Below are 22,541 nucleotides of genomic sequence, written 5' to 3'. Positions count from 1 at the left end.
GTGTTAATTAACCAAGTTTTACGTAGCAAAAACAAAACAACTTCTTTGATTCGCTGTTATAAACTCAGACTTAAACGAGAGAAGTAATTCTCATTTTTAAAACATAAATCTATGGCAAATATCAACAAGACAGTAAAGCTAGGTGTGTTTACCCTAGCAATCATGAACGTGACGGCAGTAGTATCTTTACGCGGACTGCCAGCAGAAGCCGTATACGGACTAAGTTCGGCTTTCTATTACTTATTCGCGGCAATCGTATTCTTAATCCCGACCTCTTTGGTGGCAGCGGAATTAGCGGCAATGTTTCAAGACAAACAAGGTGGTGTATTCCGTTGGGTAGGTGAGGCCTATGGAAAACGTCTAGGCTTTCTGGCTATCTGGGTTCAATGGATTGAAAGTACGATCTGGTATCCGACTGTATTAACTTTTGGAGCCGTATCCATCGCCTTCATCGGTATGGATCATCCCGAAGATATGCTGCTGGCGAATAACAAATACTACACGTTAGCGATCGTGTTAATTATTTATTGGCTGGCTACATTTATCTCACTAAAGGGATTGAGTTGGGTTGGAAAAGTAGCGAAAATCGGAGGTATGGTAGGTACTATCATCCCGGCGGCGTTACTCATCATTTTAGGTATCGTATACCTAGCGACTGGCGGGCATTCCAATATGGATTTCCACAGTAACTTCTTCCCCGACTTCAGTAAATTCGACAACTTAGTCTTAGCCGCAAGTATCTTCCTTTTTTACGCAGGTATGGAAATGGGCGGTATTCACGTGAAAGACGTTGACAATCCTTCTAAAAGCTATCCGAAAGCTGTATTTATCGGTGCCTTGATCACCGTTGTAATCTTCGTACTAGGAACTTTTGCGTTGGGTATTATTATCCCAGAGAAAGACATCAATCTTACGCAAAGTTTATTAGTGGGATTCGACAATTACTTCAAGTACATTCATGCCTCATGGTTATCTCCAATTATCGCTATCGCTTTGGCATTTGGCGTATTAGCAGGAGTATTGACATGGGTCGCTGGTCCTTCCAAAGGTATATTCGCAGTTGGTAAAGCAGGTTATCTGCCCCCGTTCTTCCAGAAGACCAATAAGATCGGCGTACAGAAAAACATCCTTTATATCCAAGGAGCGGCTGTTACACTTCTTAGCTTATTATTCGTGGTAATGCCATCCGTACAAAGCTTTTATCAGATCTTATCACAGCTTACGGTGATCTTATATTTAATAATGTATATGTTGATGTTCTCCGGAGCGATCGCATTACGTTATAAGATGAAAAAGGCAGGTCGTCCTTTCCGTATCGGAAAAGGTGGCAATGGCTTGATGTGGTTGATCGGAGGTTTAGGATTCTGTGGTTCCTTATTAGCGTTCGTATTAAGTTTCATTCCTCCTAGCCAGATTTCTACAGGAAATAATACGGTTTGGTTCGCCGTTCTCTTCATCGGTGTAATTGTTGTCGTTGCGGCACCGTTTATTATCTATGCGTCTAAGAAAGCATCTTGGGTAGATCCGAACACTGAATTCGAACCGTTCCATTGGGAAGTAAAAAATGACGTATCCGAGACGAATACGACAAAAGCATAACACACATTCATCTCGATAATTACCTAGTCCGGGCTGCGAAAATATTGCAGCTCGGACTTTTTCGTAAAAATAGCACAGAATATTTACGTTTTATTATGTGTATTATAAAAATGTAATTATCTTTGCGATAGTATTCATAAAATAAAATATCAAAAGAACTATGGCACGTACAGTAGATTATTCAAAAAAGGCAGAGAAAATCAAAGAGCAAGTAGATGAATTAGTACAAGAATTAATGGCTGCTAAATCGGCTCCGGTAGTCTCCAAAAGAAGTTTAAAAGTAGCTGACATCAATTTCGAGAACGAGGATGTTAATACATTAATGCAAATACAAGCTCGCCTCGCTCGAGTTATCTTGGAGAAGAGCAAATAAGAAAAAACTCTGCTAAGGTTTTAATAAAAGCGCCTTTCCCGTCTTTAAGGATGTTTCGGGAAAGGCACTTTATTTTTCAGGTCTCGTGCGAACTTTCAAAGAAAAAGCTTATCTTTGAAAACCTAATCAATAACATGTATGGAACTAACACTCCCAACGAAAGTTAATGTGACACATCCCATCATGCTAGACACGAAGATATTAGTCGTGATCGGAGCGAACGGTGCGGGGAAAAGCTCTTTTGGCAGAGATTTATTGGAGAGATATGCGGGTCAAGCGAAAAGAATATCCGGTATACATGCCTTATTCATCAGCGATGACGAATCTAAATTATCGGCCTCCAATGAATTCGCACGTTTACAGTCTATGATCAAAGAACGACTGTTCATGCCACGTATTTCTGAATACGAGAAACTGATTTTGCAACTCCAGAGCGAGGAGTTCGAGGCGGCAGTCAATTTCAAGGAAGCCTGCAAGACTAATAACGAAGTAGATCCTCCGATCACCAAGATAGATATTATACAAGCGATCTGGGAAAAGATGTTTCCGCATAATCGTCTGATACGAAAGTCGGGATTTATCGAGCTTGTATCCACGGGGCGTGATTCAAATTCCTATACCGCCGGACGCATGAGCGATAGCGAGAAACTGGTGTTCTACTTGATTGGGGCCGCATTATGCGCATGCCCGAACGCCTTGCTCGTGATCGAAGAGCCGGAAACCCTTCTCCACAACTCCATAAAGAACCAGCTTTGGGACGAGATTGAGGCGATACGCCCGGACTGTACGTTTGTTTATCTCACACATGACATTGATTTCGCCACCTCCCGCTCCGACAGCAAACGGATCTGGATTCGTTCTTACGACGCAGATCATTCCGTATGGGATTACGAGTTGATCGAGAGTAATGAAAGTTTTCCAGAAGAAGTATATATGGAAATACTTGGCAGCCGGAAACCGATCTTGTTTATCGAAGGGACCGACACGAACAGTATCGACAGCAAGCTTTACCCCTTCATATTCCCCGATTATTTGGTGAAACCGATGGGTGGTTGCCAAAAAGTAATCGAGACAACCAAAGCGTTCGGCCAACTGAAAGACTTCCATACATTAGATAGCAAAGGTATCGTAGATCGTGATAGGCGTACGCAAGGAGAAATAAACTATCTACGGGAACAACATATTTATGTACCGGACGTAGCGGAAGTGGAGAACCTATTGATGATAGAGGATGTGATCAAGACGGTCGCCAAACGGTTGATGAAAGATCCGGACGATGTTTTCAAGCAAGTGAAAGAAAACGTAGTACGTCTTTTCCAAAAAGAACTGGATTCGCAAGTAATCCTTCATGCCAAACATCAAGTCCGTAAAAAACTGGAGACTACCGTTGATCGCAAGATAACGACGGTGGAGCAATTAACCGAACATGTAGAGAGTATCCGTCTGAACATCCATGCGGAAGAAATATACAAAAACATAAAAGAAGAGTTCGAGTCTTATATAGAAACGGAGAACTACAAAAGCATCCTCCGTGTTTATAATCAAAAAGGGATGTTACCACAGAGCCGCCTATGCGCGATCTGCGGTATCAGTAACAAAGAGAGTTATTTAAACCTGATTCTCTCCATATTAAAGGAAAACAAGGAGGATGCGGAAGCGATACGAAAGGCTATCAAACATTCATTGGGCACATAAAAAGTTTCTAAAAATGCGGGGAAAGTCCATAAAAAATTGTTCTTTTGCAAACTGTTTTATAACATTAATGGGCCAAAGCCCTATATATTAATTGTCATATGCGTACACCTACACTTCAATATCTTTACTTGCAAAAGCCGGTAACCATGATGGTAGTAATCTGTATTATATCTGTGTTACCTTGGATTGGCCTCGGCGACTTTTCCACCAAAGGGGAACCTCGGGAAGCGGCTGTAGCGATCTCCATGCTCGAGACAGGTAATTGGGTCTTGCCACAATCTTACGCGAACGAGTTCGCTTTTAAGCCACCGATGGCGCATTGGTTAATGGCTGCTTTCTCCTATCCACAGGGATATGTTTCCGAGTTCACCTCCCGCTTGCCATCGGCTTTAGCCTTTATTACCTTGATCGGGTTCGTATTGGTCTTTTTCGGTAAACGAATCGTAAAGTTTCAGGAGGCATTCATAGCGACCCTCCTATTGGTCACCTGCGTAGAGATACATCGGGCGGCCATGACGACTCGGGTGGATATGTTGCTCACTACTTTCATCGTCATAGGGCTTTTCCAGCTATATCGATGGGAAGATAAATTAGAGCTGAAAGGACTTCCCATATTCATACCTTTATTATTAGGATGCGCCGTTCTGACCAAAGGACCGGTAGGCGTAGTATTGCCCCTATTCGTATTCGGCATTTATCTATTAATGTTAGGTCAATACAGTTATCTCACCATATTCAAGACTTTATTATATGCGGGAATTTCCTCTTTATTCCTACCGATGTTGTGGTATACCGCTGCATGGAAGCAGGGTGGAGATGAGTTCCTTAATGTCGTATTAGCGGAGAATTTCGCTCGTTTCTTACACCTAAACACTCCTGAAATTTCCTATGATCTGGGGCATGAGAATGGTGTTTGGTACAATTTCATGACGTTGGCGGCAGGCTTTATACCTTGGACTATTTTCTTTTTCTTCTCTTTATTCGGGCTGAAACTTAGTAAGCCTGAGCAACCTATTAAAGAGATCTTAAAGAATACGTGGAAACGTATCCGCTCCATGGAAAAAGTTCGTTTATTTAGTTTGGTTGCTTTAGTCGGCATCCTTTTCTTCTATTCGATCCCTTCCAGTAAACGAAGCGTATATTTAATGCCGGCTTATCCGTTCATTGCCTTGTTCTTGGCTCAGTATGCCTTATATATTACAGAATACCGTACGAAAGTAACTCGGGTATTCGCTGCCTTTTTAGCTTCCGTAGTAAGTGTCGTCATGATAGCGATCTTGCTTACGGTATTCAGTATTATTGATCCTGTTGGTATCGTCGGTCAATATACACAAAACGCATCGACCTTGGACATGGTACAAATGGTATCAAAAGTATTAGTTCACCCCAGTACGCTTACGATCTGTATTATCTTCATAAATCTATTGATATTAGGAACGGTCTATTACCAGATGTTCAAGAAAATAAATATCAAGATTCTCTACGCTACGATAGCCTTGACATTCTCGGTTAATTTATTAATTGATGGTGTCATTATGAGAGGTATTCGTGAAGGGGATTCTTGCCGTGTTTTCGCTGAACGTATCCTGAAAGAATATCCATTGAATAAAAAGAATGTATATGTCGTAAATAACCTTCGGATTTATCGGAATCTGTACGGGTTAAACTTCTATATGGGAAATATCTTCCATGACTTCGATAAAGAAACACCCGCCAAAGGTTATTTCCTGATCGGAGAAAATGAGATGGAAAAGGTACTTTCCACATACGGGGATAAATATACCTTCCGTACACTGACTAAGTCAGATCAAACGTTCAGCGAGCTAAAACAAAAAATCGTGCTTAGCGAGTTCGAGTTGAAATAGAAATGTAATATCTAATAGTATACCATGAATAGTTCCTATATTTCCCCTTTCGCCAAGCCGGTCTACATCATGTTGAAACCGGTTGGTTCTGTTTGTAATTTGGCATGCGAGTATTGTTATTACCTTGAGAAAAGTAAGTTCTATCCGGACGTGAAGAATCACATCATGACGGATCAGATACTCGAGAAGTTCATCAAGGAATACATGGAATGCCAAACCATGCAAGAAGTCTTGTTTACATGGCATGGAGGCGAGACGCTGATGCGGCCGATCAGCTTCTATAAAAAAGCCTTGGAGTTGCAGCGTAAGTATGCGGGAGGACGGCAAATAGATAACTGTATCCAAACCAATGGTACCCTATTGAATGATGAGTGGTGCCAATTTTTCAAGGAAAATAATTTCTTGGTGGGTGTATCTATCGATGGCCCGCAAGAGTTCCACGACGAATACCGTAGGAACCGGCAGGGACTCCCCTCTTTCTATAAGGTGATGAAGGGAATCGAGTTGCTGAAAAAACATGGGGTAGAATATAACGCCATGGCCGTCGTGAATGATTATAACGTGGATTATCCGCTGGAATTCTATAATTTCTTCAAGGAACTGGATTGCCGTTTCATCCAATTCGCCCCGATCGTGGAGCGTATCGGCCGGCACAAGGAAGGTACCAAGCTATCTTCTCCCGAGGAACAAGACGCTGCGATCGAGCTAGCTCCGTTCTCGGTAGATAGCGAGAAATGGGGGGATTTCCTTTGCGCCTTGTTCGACGAGTGGCTGAAAGAGGATGTCGGCAAGTTCTACATCCAATTATTCGATTCCACCTTGGCCAACTGGGTAGGCGAGCAACCCGGGGTCTGCTCCTTGGCCCGCCATTGCGGTCACGCCGGGGTAATGGAGTTCAATGGCGACGTATATGCTTGCGACCATTTCGTATTCCCGGAATACAAACTCGGGAATATCCAAACAAAGACATTAACGGAGATGATGTACAGTCCGGTACAACAAAAGTTTGGAACGGATAAAGAAGATAAGCTCCCTACGCAATGCAAGGAATGCGAATATCTTTTCGCTTGCCATGGGGAATGCCCGAAAAACCGGTTCCTCCATACGCCGAATGGAGAACCGGGACTAAATTATCTATGTAAGGGATACAAGAAATTCTTCAAGCACGTAGCTCCTTACATGGATTTTATGAAAAAAGAGTTATTGAATCAACGTCCACCCGCAAACGTGATGGATTGGGCTAAACAACAACAACATGAATATTAACAGACGTGATTTCATTAAAACAGGAAGTATGGTTATGCTTGGAACATTAGCGGCTCCTTCCCTACTAGGAAGTTGCACCGGTAGTGAGAGTGATAAAGCAGCCGGTATTTCATTCGCCATGAATTATTTCAAGGTGAGTGAGGGGGATTTGAGGAAAGTATTGGCAGCAGCCTTGGAGAAAGGCGGGGATTATGCCGATTTGTTTTTTGAGCATTCATACAGGAACAACGTGGGGTTGCAGGATGGTGCCGTAAACCGTGCCTCATCTAACATCGATTTTGGGATGGGCGTACGTGTTTTGTCCGGCGACCAAACGGGATATGCCTACGTGGAGAACGTCAGCTTGGACGAGATGCTGAAGGCGGCTCGTACGGCCGCACGGATCGCCACCGGATCAGCGAATACCGCTCCTATCAACTTAACGGAAGAAAAGCATACGAACAATTTCTATAGCGTACAAACACCTTGGGACGAGATAGCCATTAATGACAAGATGCCTTTCTTGCAGAAACTGAACGATCAGATCTTCGCCAAGGACAAGCGGGTCACCAAGGTGATGGCCTCTTTGGGAGACACGACCTCTCATATCTTATTCTGTAACTCGGAAGGGCAGATTTATTACGATTATCGCCCGATGAGTGCTTTGAGTGCCGTCTGTATTATGGAGGATAACGGGAAGATCGAGAACTCGTACGCCGCACGGGCTTTTCGTATGGGAGCGGAATTCCTGACGGACGACCTGATCGACGAGCTTGCCCAAGAGGCGGTGGATAAGACCTCTATCTTATTTCAGGCGATCAAGCCTAAAGGCGGGGAAATGCCCGTTGTCATGGGTGCCGGTGGCTCTGGCATCTTATTGCACGAGGCGATCGGCCATGCTTTCGAGGCAGATTTCAACCGTAAGAACACCTCTATTTTCTCTGATCAACTGAACAAGAAAGTTTGTAACGAGCATATCAACGTGGTGGACGACGGCACGATTCCTTTCAACCGGGGCTCGGTCAATATCGATGACGAGGGTGTGGACGGACAAAAAACCTATATCGTACGGGAGGGAGTCTTGACCAGTTATCTGCACGATCGTATCAGCGCGAAACATTACGGCATCCCCTCTACGGGCAATGGCCGCCGGGAGTCTTTCCGTCAGATGCCTATCCCCCGTATGCGTGCCACTTATATGGAAGCGGGAAACGTGACGGAAGAGGAGATCATCTCTACCGTAAAGAAAGGTATCTATGCCGCCAACTTCACGAACGGGCAGGTACAGATCGGCGCGGGCGATTTTACCTTCTTCGTGAAGGATGGTTACTTGATCGAGAACGGCAAGCTTACCCAACCTATCAAGGATATCAATATCATCGGTAACGGCCCGAAAGCGTTGGCGGATATCACGATGGTGGGTAATAATTATAAAATGGATAACGGCACATGGACCTGCGGTAAGGATGGACAGTCTTGCCCGGTAACCTGCGGTATGCCGTCGGCTTTAGTCAGCAAACTTACAGTAGGAGGAGAAAACTAATATGATAACAAACGAAAATAAGAAATTGGCTCAATGGGCCATGGAATATGCCTTGAAGAATGGTTGCCAATCTTCACGTGTCACGCTTTACAATGGTTCCAGCAGTTCGTTTGAGATACGGGATATGAAAATAGACCGTCTGCAACAGGCGTCCGAGAACAGCATGGTGGTTCATTTGTTCGTGGACGGCCGTTACGGCTCCTACTCTACCAATCGCTTGGATAAGAAAGAGCTGGAGAAGTTCATCAAGGATGGTATCGCCGCCACTCGTTTCCTCGCCGAGGACAAGGCTCGCACGCTGCCGGACGCTTCCTTGTATTATAAAGGTGGGGCGGCGGACTTGCGATTGGTCGACCCGAATTTCGACTCCGTGCAACCGGACGACAAGGTAGCGTTGGCCATGAGCGTCTGTGAGGAGATCATGGGCAAGGACGACCGGATCATCTCCGCCAACGCTTCCTACAGCGACGAGAAGGACTTTAAGTACATGGTAGCCAGCAACGGTTTCGAAGGCGAGGCTTCCGGTTCCTCTTATGGCTTGGTGGGGAGTGTCAGCATCCGTGGGGAGGGCGACGCCCGTCCCGAGTCTTATTGGTACGACTCTTCCTTGTATTATGACGAGCTGGTGAAGACCGGTATCGGTACGAAAGCGCTGGAACGGGTGCTTCGAAAACTGGGACAGCGGAAAGTGGCGTCCGGTAAATATACCATGATCGTGGATAACATGAACTCCAGTCGTCTGCTTTCTCCAGTAATCGGAGCCATTTACGGTTCCTCCATCCAGCAAAAGAACTCTTTCTTGTTGGATAAGATCGACCAAAAGGTAGCGAGCGACAAGATGACCTTGATAGATGAGCCTCATTTGGTAAAGGCTTCCGGCGCACGTTATTTCGATAGCGAGGGTGTTGCCACGAAACGTCTTCCGGTATTCGAGCAGGGTATATTGAAAACGTATTATATCGATACGTATTCCGCCAACAAGATGGGCATGGAACAAACGATCGGCTCTCCCTCGATTCTTACCATGCGGAATGGTGATAAGGATCTGGACGGATTGATCGCCTCTATCGACAAAGGTATATTGGTGACCGGCTTCAACGGTGGAAACTGCAATAGCACGACCGGCGATTTCTCGTATGGCGTGGAAGGTTTCTTGATCGAGAGAGGCAAGCTATCCCAACCGATCTCCGAGATGAACGCCACGGGTAATATGCTCTCCCTATGGAGTAACCTAGCGGAAGTCGGAAACGACCCCCGCCTATCCTCCAGCTGGCGAATCCCTTCCTTGCTTTTCAATGGGGTTGATTTTAGCGGATTATAAATACGAGAAACAACATACGGAAGAACAAGAAACAAAGAAGCCGGAACCGCCAAACACAGTTCCGGCTTCTTTATTTTTCCTTACACCAAATTATAGATCGCTATAAAATGGCAAACCGTTCCCCCGAGAACGAATAAATGCCATGCGGAATGCATATATTTATATTTATCCAGAAAGAAGAAAATCGTTCCTAAGGAATAGAACAAGCCTCCTCCGATCAGCCAATATAAGACATACATCGAATCCGTACGCTGGAAAACATCGATCAAAGGTTTGAAAGCGATAATCACCACCCAACTCATCAGCAGATAACAAACCGTTTTCAGATTATCCTTTTTCTTCATCCGACGGAAACTAAACCATACGCCGATAACCGCGGCCAGCCAAACCGTAATAAATAATCCCCAGCCCCAGAAACCCTCGTCGCGGAGAGCCACCAAGGTAAATGGCGTATAAGTACCTGCGATATGCAAATAAATAGCGCTATGATCCCAACGGCGCAACTGGCATTTTCGCTTGGGATCGGAAGCGGCGTGGTAAAAGGTAGAGGTCACATACGAGGAAGTCATGCACAACGCATAAACGGCGAAACTACCGATCACCCACGGATCACCTGTACGAATCCCGGCGATCATCAAGACGATAATCGCCGTTAAGCCGAACAACATACCCGCGCCATGCGTAAGCACATTCGCTACTTCCTCACCATGAGTCTGTCTTTGTTTTCTCATCCATCCGATCGCTACGACTACAAGGCGCTGGCCTTGAAACCGGCCTCCGATACGGCTGAAAGAATGGTCTCCGCCGGAAGATCGGTTGTTATAGTCAATGTTTTATCCGGGGATTTCAAGTCGATCGACCATGCGTCCTCTTTTACTAATTTATTCAACTTAGCGCCGATAGCCGCTACACATCCGCCACATTTAGCGTTTGTCTTAAATTTTAATGTTGCCATATCTCTACTTATTATTTAAAGTTTACTCCATTTCAACCGTAAGCTATTTAATACCACCGACACGGAACTGAAAGCCATCGCGGCGCTCGCCAACATCGGGTTCAGTAACAGTCCGTTCACCGGGAATAAGACACCCGCCGCCAATGGGATTCCGATCAAGTTATAGATAAATGCCCAGAATAAATTCTGGTGGATCGAGCGAACCGTACGTTTCGACAAGCGGATCGCATCCGGCAATAACATCAAATCCGAAGTAATCAACGTGACCATCGCCACATCCATGGCGATATCCGTTCCCTTACCCATCGCAATGCTCACATCCGCACGGGCTAAAGCTTGCGAGTCGTTGATACCATCCCCAACCATAGCCACTTTCCTTCCGGCGGCTTGCAAGGAACGGATATACTCCTCCTTATCGCTCGGCAAGACATCCGCCTTATAATGACGGATATCCAGCATGGCCGCAACAGTCTCGGCAGTCCGTTTCCCATCGCCGGTCAATAAATGAACCTCGATACCCATTTCTTTCAAGGCCTCTACCGCCTCTCCCGACGTAGGTTTCAACCGATCCGAAATAGCCATGACCGCAAGCAATTCCGCTTCCCAACCGTAATAAACGATACTCTTGCCATCCTCTTCCCACCGGATGATTTCCCGCCCAGCCTCGGGCGGAACCATCGCCTTGAAGGTTTCCAAAAAGCCTTTGCTTCCTACCCAATACGTCACGCCATGTACCTGCATTTGGATACCACGCCCCGTTACGCTCTCGAAACTATCAGCGTCGATCTCCGCAGCCTCCGTTCCTTTCAACCATGAGAGGATAGCGGACGCCAAAGGATGCTCAGACTTCATCTCGGCAGTATAAAGGATATCCAGCATATCCCGGCTCGCCTCCGATATCCAGAAAGAGTCTGTCACCTCGGGCACGCCCTCGGTCAAGGTCCCGGTCTTATCCAGCACGACGGTATCCACCTTACAAAGGTTTTCCAAGGCAAATGCGTCTTTGATCAATATATGATGCTCGGCGCCTTTACCCATCCCGACCATCAAGGCAGTTGGCGTAGCAAGTCCCAACGCGCAAGGGCAAGCGATCACCAATACCGATACCGCCGATAAGAGAGCGTACGAGAAGTACCCGCTTCCTCCTACTACCAGCCAGACGATAAAAGTGAGTATCGCCAATCCGACAACGATCGGTACAAATATACCACTTATTTTATCAACGATACGCTGCACGGGCGCCTTACTTCCTTGAGCGGCTTGTACCATCTGTACGATTTGCGATAATACGGTAGCGCTCCCCACCCCGGTCGCCTCCATCAAGAAAGCGCCCTTTTGGTTGATCGTCCCGGCCAAGACCCGGTCACCTTGTGATTTCACGACAGGGATCGGCTCGCCACTCAACATGCTCTCATCCACGGAAGAGGAACCTTGAGACACCATGCCGTCCACCGGGATCTTCTCACCGGGACGGACACTGACAAGATCTCCCACCCGCAAGAACGAGATAGAGACCTCTTCCTCCTGACCATCTCGCACACGACGGGCGGTTTTAGGCTGCAATCCCATCAAGCTCTTGATAGCGGAAGAAGTGCTGTTCTTCGCCCGCTCCTCCAGAAGTTTGCCCAACAGGACGAACGCTATGATCACGCCGGATGCCTCATAATAAACATGCGGCTCCAATCCTTTCTCATACCAGAACCGCGGATATACGGTATTGAAGAAACTGAACAGGAAAGCGATCGAGGTACTCAACGCCACCAATGTATCCATATTGGCGCTACCGTGCAACGCATGGCGCACGCCGTTCACGTAGAACGACCGCCCGAACACGATCATAATCACCAAGGCCAGCGCCATCATGATCCAGTTACCGCCGGGCGTATGCATAAACACCATTCCCAGCAGGGCCAGCGGAATGGAAAGTACCCACGCCCCGATCGTATTCCGGCGTAGCTTCCGGTAATGCTCTCGTGCCATCTCTTCCTGTACCGCCGTCGGATCCTCTACCTCCACGACCAAATCGTATCCGGCCTCCTGCACGGCCTCTCTCATTTTCTGAGGAGTAATCAAGGATGGATGGTATTTGACGGAAAGCGTATTCACCGCGAAATTCACCGATGCCTCCTCCACGCCGGGAAGTCCCTTCACCGTATTCTCTACGTTATTGGCACATACGGCACAACTCATCTCGAGAACCGGTAGTATAATTGTCTCCAAATCTTTCATAGATCGTATCACCTGTTTAGTTATATATAAATGAATAACAAAGATACGATAAATATGATTGCAACCAGATTGCAAACTTTACGAAACAGTATTTACGTACGTTAAGAAACCTAGGAACTTAATAGATTTATTTGAGAAATATGACTATTATTTAACAGGGAAATACCCGACATTTGTAACGATTTTCAAACCAATTACTAAAACTTAATAACAATATGATTCTAGACTCACTTGAGAACTCTAAGCGGATCGAATGTATCCATCCGCTGTTTAAGCAGGCTTTTGACTATGTTAAGTCTACTGATTTTTCAAAAATGGAAGATGGTAAATACGATATAGCGGACGCTGGTTTCACGGTTAGCATCGCCAGCCTCTTCGGAAAGGAGAAGTCGGAAGCGGCCATCGAGACCCACAAGAAATTTATCGATATCCAATTCCCCTTATTGGGCGTAGAGAAAATCGGATGGAAACCGGGAGATCAATTACTAGAGGAGTCCGTTCCATACAACGAGGAGCAAGATATCGCCTTTTATATCGACAAACCTACCGCCTATACGAAAATCTATCCCGGACAATTCGCCATTTATTTCCCGGAAGACGGGCACGCCCCGGGTATCGGCCAAGGGAATATCCGGAAGGTGGTTATCAAGATCCCGGTCCAATAGTATCGAATACCCTATCTGTTCCGCAAGAATAATCAGCTGAATACTTATATATTCTATATCGGATCTACTTCTATTCTACAAACCACGGCGTGGTCTTTGTAAACCACGCCATGATCTGTAAAGACCACGCCGTGGTTTATAGGATTCACGACGAGAATCAAGGAATAGATACAGATACGATTATCTTTATTCATAAGAAGATTTCCCTATTCAACCGTATATTCGCATATATGCGTTTGTAATACTTTATTCACCTCAAATCCACTTAAATCTCGTAAATTCTTGTTACCTTTGATGCCCGGTACAAAATAAAAGTAATACAAAGGAAGATGATTTCAGAAGAATTGAAGAACGACCTAAAGATAAAATGGGATCGGATGAGAGATGGTATGGCAAAAATGGGTATGGATGCCTGTTTGCTTACCGTAGATGTAAATCTTTATTATACGACAGGACAAATCTATAGTGGTTATTTTTATTTGCCGGTAGACGGTGAGCCGTGGTTCTTGATCAAGCGACCGAACGGGCTTTCAGGACATCAAGTGGAATACATCCGTAAGCCGGAAGACATCCCACCCTTATTTGCGGAACGAGGAATTAAGATGCCGAAAAGACTCTTATTAGAGGCAGATGAGTTAACTTATAATGAATATATCCGTTTACAAAAGGTATTCCAACCGGAGGAGGCCGGTAACGCCACCGCTTTCATGCGAAACCTTCGCCGGGTAAAAACCCCTTGGGAGATCGGGCAATTCCGTATCGCCGCCCGCAAGCACGAGGCTACTTATAGCGAGATCCCGGAATGCTTCCGTCCCGGTATGACAGACTTGGAGTTTCAGTACGAGATCGAGAAACGTATGCGCAAGAACGGCTCGATCGGTCTTTTCCGTGCTTTCGGAGCCAATATGGATATCTATATGGGTAGTATTCTCGCCGGGGAAAACGCCGAGACCCCATCCCCTTTTGATTTCGCTTTGGGCGGAGGCGGCATAGACGCTTCTTGTCCGCTAGGCGCTAACGGTACTTTATTAAAAGAAGGTACCGCTATCATGGTGGATATGGCCGGCAATTATACGGCTTATATGACGGACATGACCCGTGTCTTCTCCGTAGGCCGCCTGACGGAGGAAGCATATCGGGCGCATCAAGTGGCCCTTACGATACAACAGGAGGTGGAAAACGCTACCCGCCCGGGAACCGCTTGTTCGGATTTATATAATATAGCGGCGAATATCGCTAAGAAAGAAGGTCTTTCGGCTAACTTTATGGGAACCGAGCAACAGGCTAAATTCGTAGGACATGGCATCGGTATACAGATCAATGAGCTACCTGTGCTTACCCCTCGCTCGAAAGAGGAGCTTTTACCGAATATGGTATTCGCCTTGGAGCCCAAATTCGTGATCCCGGGTGTCGGTGCCGTGGGTATCGAGAACAGTTTCCTTGTAACGGAGACGGGCGTGGAGAAGTTGACACGGTTCAACGAGGAGATCATCCCACTTGGAAATTAAGATTTAATAGAAGAATTTGTTATACATTATTAAATTAAAGCACATGAAAAAAACATTAGCTTTTCTACTTTTGCTGGCTATTATCATTATGCCGGCCAATGCCGTGGAAAAGGAGAACGTGAAGCCTGTCAAGAACGTGATTCTCTTAATCCCGGACGGAACCTCATTGGCGACTATCTCTATCGCCCGTTGGTTACAATGGTACCAAGATCCCAGCAAACCGAAATTGAACATCGACCCGTATTTGTGCGGAACGGTGCGTACGCATTCTTCTAACGCCCCTATCGGCGACTCCGCTCCTACTACATCATGCTACATGACCGGACAGCCGAGCCGTACGGGTTATGTATCCACTTACCCGGAGAACGACGGTGATAACGATATCTACCCGACCGACCCGGCCCGTGCCTTCCAACCGCTTACCACCGTATTGGAGGCTGGCAAGATGTTGCAGGGCAAAGCTACAGGATTGGTTTTCACTTGCGAATTCCCACACGCTACCCCGGCGGACTGCTCCGCTCATAGCTACAATCGTGGTAAATACGACTGGATCGCTCCGCAGATGGTTCATAATGATATCGATGTCGTTATCGGTGGTGGAGTTTCTATCCTTACAAAGGATATGGAAGATTATCTATTGGCGAACGGATACAATGTTTATAAAAATGACTTGAAAGGTATGCGTGCCGATAATAATCAGAAGATGTGGGCTTTATATGGCAACAAGGAAATGGCTTACGATATCGACCGCAATCCGGAAGAGCAACCTTCTATCGAGGAAATGACTCGTAAGGCGATCGACAAATTATCCAAGAACCCGAATGGTTTCTTCTTAATGGTAGAAGGCAGTAAGGTAGACTGGGCCGCTCATGGCAATGACCCGGTAGGTATGGCTACCGATTTCTTGGCATTCGATCGTGCCTGCGGTGCCGCATTGGAGTTCGCACGCAATAACGGCGAGACTGCCGTTGTCATCGTACCCGACCACGGAAACAGCGGTATCAGCTTAGGTAGAAGAGATTGTAAAGGTTACGATAAATTGACGAAAGACCAATTGTTCCACCAATTCTCCCTGTATAAATTGACCGCCGAGGGTTTCGCCAACAAGGTAAACAGCGTTCCTAACTCAGAAGTGCAAAACGTATTCCGCACCTACGCCGGCTTCGAGCTGACTCCGGAAGAGATGAACGCGTTAAACAATTGCAAGGATTATAAGAATAGCCCGATACCGGAAGACCAACGCAAACCGGAAGATAATTCCTCCATGTACAGTGGCTCGTTAACCGGATTGATGGCGCATATCATCACTTCCCGCACTTGCTTCGGTTTCACGACCGGCGGCCATACGGGCGAGGAAGTATTCCTAGCCGCTTACCATCCGCAAGGAACCTTACCCCTAGGTATGAATACGAACATCGAGCTGAATGAGTACTTATGCAATTTGTTCGGATTGACACACGAAAACTTGGAAGATCTTACAAACAAGAACTTCGCACGCCACACGGACGTATTCGAGGATTACACTTGCGAGATCGTCCCTGCCGCCGACGAGAAAGGTTCTCCAACCTTGATCGTTAAGAACAAGAAAGATAAGAAAAAACAGCTAACGATCACCCCGTTCTCCAATATCGTGAAGTCCGGGAAGAAAGGCCAAGATGAGATACGGTTAAACTCTGTCGTCGTTTATGTCGATAAAAATAACACGTTCTATCTTCCGGCAAGTCTAGTTGATTTCTTAAAATAAAATATAAAGCGGAGGCCCTTCGGTCTCCGCTTTTTTTATACATTCGCGTACATAAGACAGAATATACACAACCTATGAAAAGTAAAAGTTTAGTTTCTATCGATCAATGTTCCAAAGAGGACATTCTTCGTATTCTGGATAACGCAAGGAAGTTTGAGGAGAATCCGAACCGGAAATTACTGGAAGGCAAAGTCGCCGCCACCCTGTTCTTCGAGCCCTCTACACGTACGAGACTGAGTTTCGAGACAGCTGTAAACCGTTTAGGTGGACGGGTGATCGGTTTCTCGGACGCTTCCACGACTAGTTCCTCCAAGGGCGAGACCTTGAAAGATACGATCTTGATGGTAAGCAATTACGTGGACTTGATCATTATGAGACATCATCTGGAAGGAGCCGCCCGCTATGCTTCCGAGGTGACGGATGTCCCTATCATCAATGCTGGTGACGGGGCGAACCAACATCCCTCGCAAACCATGCTGGACCTGTATTCCATTCGCAAGACACAAGGCAAGCTGGATAACCTCACCATCACGATGGTCGGCGATTTGAAGTATGGCCGTACGGTTCACTCCTTGATCGTGGGAATGTCTCACTTCCATCCGACCTTCCACTTCGTCGCGCCGAACGAGCTGCGCATGCCGGACGAGCAAAAGAACTTCTGCGACAAGCACGGACTCAAATACGAGGAGCATACCGATTTCACGGAAGATATCATCAACCAGACGGATATCCTTTATATGACCCGTGTACAACGTGAGCGTTTCACAGACTTGGAAGAGTATGAGCGGGTAAAGAACGTGTATATCCTGCGTAACGACATGCTGAGAAACAGCCGTGAGAACCTGCGTATCTTACATCCGCTACCCCGTGTGAATGAGATAGCTTACGATGTAGATGACAATCCAAAGGCTTATTACATCCAGCAGGCACGCAACGGGCTGTTCGCACGCCAAGCTATCATTTGCGAAGTTTTAGGTATATCTATCGACGAATAAAAACGAAGTTTTATGTCAGCAGAAAAGAAAAAAGAGTTGCAGGTAGCCGCTTTAGAGAACGGTACCGCCATAGACCATATTCCTCCCAGCCAATTATTCAAGGTAGCCTCTTTACTGGGACTGGAGAAAATGAACAATACGATCACGATCGGCAATAATTTCCATAGCAACAAGATGGGATGCAAGGGTATGATCAAGATCGCCGACAAGTTTTTCGAGGAGGACGAGATCAACCGTATCGCCATGATCGCCCCGAATATTATTTTGAACATTATCCGTGATTATGAGGTTGTAGAGAAGAAGACGGTTACTTTACCCGACGAGCTGATTGGCTTGGTCAAATGTAACAATCCGAAATGTATCACCAATAATGAGCCGATGCTTTCCCGCTTCCACGTGATCGACAAGGAGAAGGGAACCATTAAATGTCATTATTGCGAACGTAAGATTAATAAAGAGGACATAATCATTAGATAATTGAAAATTAAGAATTGAGAATTGAGAATTAGCTTTACGGAATCTTTAATTCTCAATTCTCAACTTTCAATTATAAAAACGCAGTTTTTATTATGAAGCACGATTGGAAACCGGGAACCATGATCTATCCATTGCCTGCCGTAATGGTGAGTTGTGGGAATGAGCCTTCCGAATACAATATAATAACAGTCGCATGGGTCGGTACGATTTGTACGAATCCGGCGATGTGTTATATATCCGTACGTCCGGAACGATTCTCTTATCCGATCTTGAAGAAGAATATGGAATTCGTCATCAACTTGACGAATCGTGAGCTGGCCTACGCCACGGATTGGTGCGGGGTAAACTCAGGGAAAGACCATCATAAATTCGAGGAGATGAAGCTCACTCCCGGAAAAGCGACCGTCGTTAACGCCCCTACGATAGACGAGTCTCCGCTTTGTATCGAATGCCGGGTAAAAGAGGTAATCGCTCTCGGAAGTCATGATATGTTTATCGCTGATGTCGTAAACGTACAGGCCGATGACCGATATCTAGACCCAGAGACAGGGGCTTTTGATATGCAGAAAGCGGATCTTTTGGCTTACTCGCATGGTAAGTATTACGGGTTAGGTGAATTTGTCGGTAAATTCGGCTGGTCCGTGAAAAAGAAAAAATAACGGTATGAAAAAAGTCTACCTTATAGGAGCGTTGCTATCTTTCGGTCTGTTAGCAGAAGCCCAGAGCTTCATGCGTTTCGAGGACAAAGCATTCAACTTTGGAGCCAAAGTAGGATTCAACGCCACTTTCCCAGTCATAAACTCCCTTTCCATCAATGGGAAGGAAGCGGAGAATATAGACATCGAATATAAGGTAGGTTATCTGGCCGCGGTCTTTTGCCGGGTCAATATCGAACGGTTCTTCCTCCAGCCTAGTTTCTCATGGCATCGTTCTGAGGGAAATATCCGTTTTTCCATACCTCAAAGTTTGCCGGAAAATAATATGATGTCCAATACATCGGCAACTACCGACCTCTTGATGATGAAAACCAGTTCCTTAGAGGTTCCCATAATGGTAGGCTATAACCTAGTGAAGAAAGGGCCTTACGGACTTAGCCTTATGGTCGGCCCCAAATTAAAATACAACTATAAGATCGCCTATACGGTAGAGTCTTCCACCACGCACGTAGAATACGTGAATGACAACACCCCGTTCGGAGTCAATATCGCTACGGGCGTAGGGGTTAGCATCGGACGGCTATTCTTCGACTTTGTCTATGAGTTCGGATTGAATCAAGTGGAATCCGATTTCGAGAAAGTCAACAACCCGGTTCCCGAGATTAATTATGATATCAATATTGACAAGCGAACGAACGTGATGAGTATCTCACTCGGCGTACTCTTCTAAAAAGACATTTTACCCATTTTTCAAGTACTTGACCAAAACCTTATCGATCCGGGCGCCATCCATATCTACGATCTCGAACTCAAAGTCCAGCCACTTTAATTTCTCACCCGTCTTCGGTACACGTTCCAATATCTCTAGGATCAAGCCGCTCAAGGTATTATAATCATGCTCGGCATACAAATCCTCCATGTCGAAATATTCCAAGAAATCATAGAAAGAATATTGGCCGTCCACCAACCAAGTACCATCCTCACGTTGTATGATCTCGGACTCCTCTCCGACTTCCGGTACTTGCCCGATCAAGCCTTCCATGATATCCTTCAAGGTTACGATACCTTGAATGCCTCCGAACTCATCCGTAACGAGTCCATATTTCACGTGTGTCTGCTTGAAAGATTCCAAGGCGTTATATACGCTCTGGTTCTCGGGAACGAACTGTGCCGGGCGAAGTACTTGGTTGATCGAGAAATCCGGTTGGTCGATCCTTCCGAACAAATCTTTCAGATAAACGACTCCTACTATATTATCGAACTTCTCCGAAGCCACGGGATATATATTAAATAAGTTCTCCTCCACTTTCTCCCGAATCTTCTCCGTACTATCCGTCACATCCAGCCAAACCAGCTCGCTACGATGCGTCATGATAGAACCCACGTTACGGTCTCCCAGATTAAAGACCCGCTCTACGATGTCCTGCTCTACCTCTTGCACCTCGCCACCGTCGAAGCCCTCTTTCACGATCGCCTTGATTTCTTCCTCTGTTACCCTATTTTCCTCTTTCGTATCCACGCCCGTCATCTTCACAGCCAACGCCGTACTCTTTGAAAGTAGCCAAACAAAAGGAGAAGATATCAAGGAAAGAAAATTCATGGGTTTAGCAACTAACATAGAGACCTTCTCGGCACACCCCATGCCGATCCGCTTCGGTACCAACTCTCCGAATATAAGTGTAAGATACGTCACGATAATAACGATCGTCGTTTTAGCGATCCCCAACGCATACGGTTCTAGGGCCGGTATTTGCGCTATTATAACAGCGAAATTATGAGCTAACGCCTCGCCAGAGTACAAACCGGTCAAGATACCGATCAAGGTAATTCCGATCTGGATGGTTGAGAGAAACTTATCCGGCTCATTTGCCAGCTTCAAAGCAGTGCCCGCAGATTTATTACCACGTTTCGCTTCGGTTTCCAACCTAGCCTTCCGGGCCGAGACCAAAGCGATTTCCGACATCGCAAGAATTCCATTCAGTAAGATAAGGCCAATAATAATGACTATTTCCATTAATTAATTTATAGTTTGATTATGCTGCGAAGATATATAAATACTTTAATATATAAAACAAGACACCTAAGTGTCTGCGCTTACATTTAACTAAAAAACCTTACGAATCCCTTGCGGTTTCAAAAGAAAGGCGTACTTTTGCATGACAAATACAAAGTGTGATTAGAAATGCTCGATAAAATTAAGGCTCTGCTTCATGAAGTAGAGAATATGAAAGCGGCAAATGCCGAGGAACTAGAAGCTTTACGTATAAAGTATCTCAGCAAAAAAGGCGAGATATCGGCGTTGATGAATGATTTCCGTAATGTGGCGGCTGATCAAAAACGTGAGGTTGGTAAATACTTGAACGAACTGAAGGAAACAACCCAGAGCAAGATCAACGAATTAAAAGAAAGCTTTGAGAATGTACAGACCGCAAACGATGATATTGATTTGACTCGTACGGCTTACCCGATCGAACTAGGCACTCGTCATCCTCTATCACTTGTAAAGAAAGAAATTTGCGATATATTCGGACGGTTAGGATTCAGCATCGCTGAGGGACCGGAAATCGAGGACGACTGGCATGTCTTCTCTTCCTTGAATTTCGCCGAGGACCATCCTGCCCGCGATATGCAAGATACGTTCTTTATCCAGCATAACCCGGATGTATTGCTTCGCACACATACTTCTTCCGTACAGACCCGAGTAATGGAAAAGCAAGAACCGCCTATCCGTATCATCTGTCCGGGACGTGTATATCGTAATGAGGCTATCTCCTATCGTGCTCACTGTTTCTTCCATCAAGTAGAAGCGTTATATGTAGATAAGAACGTCTCATTCGCCGACTTGAAACAAGCCTTGTTGTTCTTCGCCAAGGAAATGTTCAGTCCGGATACAAAAATTCGCTTGCGTCCTTCTTACTTCCCGTTCACGGAGCCATCCGCCGAGATGGACATCTCCTGCAACATTTGTGGAGGTAAGGGTTGCCCCTTCTGTAAAGGAACCGGTTGGGTAGAGATCCTCGGTTGCGGTATGGTAGACCCGAACGTGCTTGAGAACTGCGGTATCGATAGCAAGGTTTATTCAGGCTACGCATTGGGAATGGGTATCGAGCGTATTACCAATTTGAAATACCAAGTAAAAGACTTACGCATGTTCTCGGAAAACGATGTTCGTTTCTTGAGACAGTTTGAGTCGGCCAATTAAATTGAAAACCTAAATCATTTACCATCTCCCCGGGCCTTAACCTAGCCCGGGGGAAACACACTAGGTTAATTATGATAAAGGTTTTTCTTTTAATAATAGGAGGAGCTATCGGATCTGCGCTACGGTTCGGAGTTTCCACGTGGGTGCAACGATCGATGCTTTACTCCTTTCCTTTTGGTATCTTGTCGGTCAATGTGATCGGCTCCTTTTTAATCGGCTTCTGCTGGAGTATAGCGGAAGCCTATAATTTTTCTATCAATACAAGAGCTTTCCTATTCACTGGTCTTTTCGGTGGTTTCACGACTTTCTCTTCTTTCGCTCTCGACACGATGGTACTTATGCGTACCGGAGAATACAAGATGGCACTACTCAATGTACTTGCCAGTAATATCCTTGGTTTGATAGCGGTCTTCCTTGGGATCATACTTGGGAAGAATATCATTGCAATGATCAAGTAAATAAATAAAAA

At 45.7% G+C, this 22,541-nt stretch carries 21 protein-coding genes; 16 read left to right on the top strand and 5 right to left on the bottom strand.

The window, feature by feature from the left end; translation table 11 throughout:
* The first annotated feature begins 111 nt into the window (after positions 1-111).
* The 7 genes from gadC (at position 112) to NBH16_RS10430 (ending at position 9,641) form a co-directional block, all read left to right on the top strand.
* On the top strand, positions 112-1,599 hold the full coding sequence (gadC, locus tag NBH16_RS10460) for a glutamine/gamma-aminobutyrate antiporter GadC (RefSeq protein ID WP_250788490.1): 1,488 nt from the start codon (positions 112-114) through the stop codon (positions 1,597-1,599).
* A 160-nt stretch (positions 1,600-1,759) separates the two neighbouring features.
* Entirely contained in the window at positions 1,760-1,972 is a 213-nt protein-coding gene (locus NBH16_RS10455; RefSeq protein WP_005857296.1) for a hypothetical protein, read from the top strand.
* Positions 1,973-2,110: 138 nt separating this feature from the next.
* Positions 2,111-3,667 (top strand): DUF4435 domain-containing protein, encoded by a 1,557-nt coding sequence (locus tag NBH16_RS10450; protein ID WP_005862693.1) that lies wholly within the window; start codon positions 2,111-2,113, stop codon positions 3,665-3,667.
* A gap of 98 nt (positions 3,668-3,765) precedes the next feature.
* Complete coding sequence (locus NBH16_RS10445) at positions 3,766-5,532, top strand: ArnT family glycosyltransferase (protein WP_005862695.1); 1,767 nt, start codon at positions 3,766-3,768, stop codon at positions 5,530-5,532.
* A 24-nt stretch (positions 5,533-5,556) separates the two neighbouring features.
* A complete protein-coding gene (locus tag NBH16_RS10440; protein ID WP_005862697.1) occupies positions 5,557-6,798 on the top strand; it encodes an anaerobic sulfatase-maturation protein in 1,242 nt (413 codons plus the stop codon).
* Positions 6,788-8,320 (top strand): TldD/PmbA family protein, encoded by a 1,533-nt coding sequence (locus NBH16_RS10435; protein WP_008772291.1) that lies wholly within the window; start codon positions 6,788-6,790, stop codon positions 8,318-8,320. Before NBH16_RS10440 ends, NBH16_RS10435 begins: the two co-directional genes overlap by 11 nt.
* Before the next feature lies 1 nt (position 8,321).
* Positions 8,322-9,641, top strand: coding sequence for a TldD/PmbA family protein (locus NBH16_RS10430; RefSeq protein WP_005862700.1), 1,320 nt, complete (start codon positions 8,322-8,324; stop codon positions 9,639-9,641).
* Between the two features lie 80 nt (positions 9,642-9,721).
* Here NBH16_RS10430 and trhA read toward each other — a convergent pair whose 3' ends face one another.
* Genes trhA through NBH16_RS10415 form a run of 3 tightly spaced genes read right to left on the bottom strand, consistent with a single transcriptional unit; the run spans position 9,722 to position 12,825 of the window.
* A complete protein-coding gene (trhA, locus tag NBH16_RS10425) occupies positions 9,722-10,372 on the bottom strand; it encodes a PAQR family membrane homeostasis protein TrhA (RefSeq protein ID WP_009275107.1) in 651 nt (216 codons plus the stop codon).
* 17 nt (positions 10,373-10,389) lie between these two features.
* Complete coding sequence (locus NBH16_RS10420; protein ID WP_005857310.1) at positions 10,390-10,596, bottom strand: heavy-metal-associated domain-containing protein; 207 nt, start codon at positions 10,594-10,596, stop codon at positions 10,390-10,392.
* A gap of 15 nt (positions 10,597-10,611) precedes the next feature.
* Positions 10,612-12,825 (bottom strand): heavy metal translocating P-type ATPase, encoded by a 2,214-nt coding sequence (locus tag NBH16_RS10415; protein ID WP_250788488.1) that lies wholly within the window; start codon positions 12,823-12,825, stop codon positions 10,612-10,614.
* Between the two features lie 215 nt (positions 12,826-13,040).
* Here NBH16_RS10415 and NBH16_RS10410 point away from each other — a divergent pair, with 215 nt between their 5' ends.
* Entirely contained in the window at positions 13,041-13,490 is a 450-nt protein-coding gene (locus NBH16_RS10410; protein WP_005857314.1) for a NanQ anomerase/TabA/YiaL family protein, read from the top strand.
* 53 nt (positions 13,491-13,543) lie between these two features.
* On the opposite strand, the gene NBH16_RS10405 is transcribed toward NBH16_RS10410, so the two are convergent.
* The gene (locus NBH16_RS10405; RefSeq protein ID WP_005857316.1) at positions 13,544-13,684 is read right to left on the bottom strand and encodes a hypothetical protein; all 141 of its coding nucleotides are present in this window, start codon (positions 13,682-13,684) and stop codon (positions 13,544-13,546) included.
* 135 nt (positions 13,685-13,819) lie between these two features.
* On the opposite strand from NBH16_RS10405, the gene NBH16_RS10400 reads away from it, so the two are divergent.
* The 6 genes from NBH16_RS10400 to NBH16_RS10375 all read left to right on the top strand — a co-directional run bounded on the left by NBH16_RS10400 (position 13,820) and on the right by NBH16_RS10375 (position 19,600).
* Positions 13,820-14,998, top strand: a complete 1,179-nt coding sequence (locus NBH16_RS10400; protein WP_009017302.1) for a M24 family metallopeptidase — start codon at positions 13,820-13,822, stop codon at positions 14,996-14,998.
* A 43-nt stretch (positions 14,999-15,041) separates the two neighbouring features.
* Positions 15,042-16,742: an alkaline phosphatase gene (locus NBH16_RS10395; protein WP_022192594.1), complete on the top strand. Its 1,701-nt coding sequence runs from the start codon at positions 15,042-15,044 to the stop codon at positions 16,740-16,742.
* A gap of 74 nt (positions 16,743-16,816) precedes the next feature.
* Positions 16,817-17,737 carry an aspartate carbamoyltransferase gene (pyrB, locus tag NBH16_RS10390; protein WP_005857322.1) on the top strand — a complete coding sequence of 307 codons (921 nt, stop codon included), beginning with the start codon at positions 16,817-16,819 and terminating at the stop codon, positions 17,735-17,737.
* 12 nt (positions 17,738-17,749) lie between these two features.
* Positions 17,750-18,214, top strand: a complete 465-nt coding sequence (pyrI, locus tag NBH16_RS10385; RefSeq protein ID WP_005862713.1) for an aspartate carbamoyltransferase regulatory subunit — start codon at positions 17,750-17,752, stop codon at positions 18,212-18,214.
* 92 nt (positions 18,215-18,306) lie between these two features.
* Entirely contained in the window at positions 18,307-18,873 is a 567-nt protein-coding gene (locus NBH16_RS10380) for a flavin reductase family protein (RefSeq protein WP_005862715.1), read from the top strand.
* 4 nt (positions 18,874-18,877) lie between these two features.
* On the top strand, positions 18,878-19,600 hold the full coding sequence (locus tag NBH16_RS10375) for a porin family protein (RefSeq protein WP_005857327.1): 723 nt from the start codon (positions 18,878-18,880) through the stop codon (positions 19,598-19,600).
* 9 nt (positions 19,601-19,609) lie between these two features.
* Here NBH16_RS10375 and NBH16_RS10370 read toward each other — a convergent pair whose 3' ends face one another.
* Entirely contained in the window at positions 19,610-20,884 is a 1,275-nt protein-coding gene (locus NBH16_RS10370) for a hemolysin family protein (protein WP_005857328.1), read from the bottom strand.
* Between the two features lie 168 nt (positions 20,885-21,052).
* On the opposite strand from NBH16_RS10370, the gene pheS reads away from it, so the two are divergent.
* Positions 21,053-22,072 carry a phenylalanine--tRNA ligase subunit alpha gene (gene pheS, locus NBH16_RS10365; RefSeq protein ID WP_121962298.1) on the top strand — a complete coding sequence of 340 codons (1,020 nt, stop codon included), beginning with the start codon at positions 21,053-21,055 and terminating at the stop codon, positions 22,070-22,072.
* A gap of 71 nt (positions 22,073-22,143) precedes the next feature.
* On the top strand, positions 22,144-22,530 hold the full coding sequence (gene crcB, locus NBH16_RS10360; protein WP_008772297.1) for a fluoride efflux transporter CrcB: 387 nt from the start codon (positions 22,144-22,146) through the stop codon (positions 22,528-22,530).
* The last annotated feature ends 11 nt before the right edge of the window (positions 22,531-22,541 follow it).

The sequence above is a fragment of the Parabacteroides sp. Y3-G-102 genome (assembly GCF_023656845.1).
In the GTDB taxonomy this organism is placed as follows: Bacteria; Bacteroidota; Bacteroidia; order Bacteroidales; family Tannerellaceae; genus Parabacteroides; species Parabacteroides distasonis.
The sequence above is the reverse complement of the archived record's forward strand: the minus strand, read 5'-3'. Positions and strand labels throughout refer to the sequence as shown.

Coding starts and splice junctions, on each gene's coding strand:
- gadC (WP_250788490.1), top strand. CDS start 112: ATGGCAAATATCAACAAGACAGTAAAGCTAGGTGTGTTTACCCTAGCA.
- NBH16_RS10455 (WP_005857296.1), top strand. CDS start 1,760: ATGGCACGTACAGTAGATTATTCAAAAAAGGCAGAGAAAATCAAAGAG.
- NBH16_RS10450 (WP_005862693.1), top strand. CDS start 2,111: ATGGAACTAACACTCCCAACGAAAGTTAATGTGACACATCCCATCATG.
- NBH16_RS10445 (WP_005862695.1), top strand. CDS start 3,766: ATGCGTACACCTACACTTCAATATCTTTACTTGCAAAAGCCGGTAACC.
- NBH16_RS10440 (WP_005862697.1), top strand. CDS start 5,557: ATGAATAGTTCCTATATTTCCCCTTTCGCCAAGCCGGTCTACATCATG.
- NBH16_RS10435 (WP_008772291.1), top strand. CDS start 6,788: ATGAATATTAACAGACGTGATTTCATTAAAACAGGAAGTATGGTTATG.
- NBH16_RS10430 (WP_005862700.1), top strand. CDS start 8,322: ATGATAACAAACGAAAATAAGAAATTGGCTCAATGGGCCATGGAATAT.
- trhA (WP_009275107.1), bottom strand. CDS start 10,372: ATGAGAAAACAAAGACAGACTCATGGTGAGGAAGTAGCGAATGTGCTT.
- NBH16_RS10420 (WP_005857310.1), bottom strand. CDS start 10,596: ATGGCAACATTAAAATTTAAGACAAACGCTAAATGTGGCGGATGTGTA.
- NBH16_RS10415 (WP_250788488.1), bottom strand. CDS start 12,825: ATGAAAGATTTGGAGACAATTATACTACCGGTTCTCGAGATGAGTTGT.
- NBH16_RS10410 (WP_005857314.1), top strand. CDS start 13,041: ATGATTCTAGACTCACTTGAGAACTCTAAGCGGATCGAATGTATCCAT.
- NBH16_RS10405 (WP_005857316.1), bottom strand. CDS start 13,684: ATGAATAAAGATAATCGTATCTGTATCTATTCCTTGATTCTCGTCGTG.
- NBH16_RS10400 (WP_009017302.1), top strand. CDS start 13,820: ATGATTTCAGAAGAATTGAAGAACGACCTAAAGATAAAATGGGATCGG.
- NBH16_RS10395 (WP_022192594.1), top strand. CDS start 15,042: ATGAAAAAAACATTAGCTTTTCTACTTTTGCTGGCTATTATCATTATG.
- pyrB (WP_005857322.1), top strand. CDS start 16,817: ATGAAAAGTAAAAGTTTAGTTTCTATCGATCAATGTTCCAAAGAGGAC.
- pyrI (WP_005862713.1), top strand. CDS start 17,750: ATGTCAGCAGAAAAGAAAAAAGAGTTGCAGGTAGCCGCTTTAGAGAAC.
- NBH16_RS10380 (WP_005862715.1), top strand. CDS start 18,307: ATGAAGCACGATTGGAAACCGGGAACCATGATCTATCCATTGCCTGCC.
- NBH16_RS10375 (WP_005857327.1), top strand. CDS start 18,878: ATGAAAAAAGTCTACCTTATAGGAGCGTTGCTATCTTTCGGTCTGTTA.
- NBH16_RS10370 (WP_005857328.1), bottom strand. CDS start 20,884: ATGGAAATAGTCATTATTATTGGCCTTATCTTACTGAATGGAATTCTT.
- pheS (WP_121962298.1), top strand. CDS start 21,053: ATGCTCGATAAAATTAAGGCTCTGCTTCATGAAGTAGAGAATATGAAA.
- crcB (WP_008772297.1), top strand. CDS start 22,144: ATGATAAAGGTTTTTCTTTTAATAATAGGAGGAGCTATCGGATCTGCG.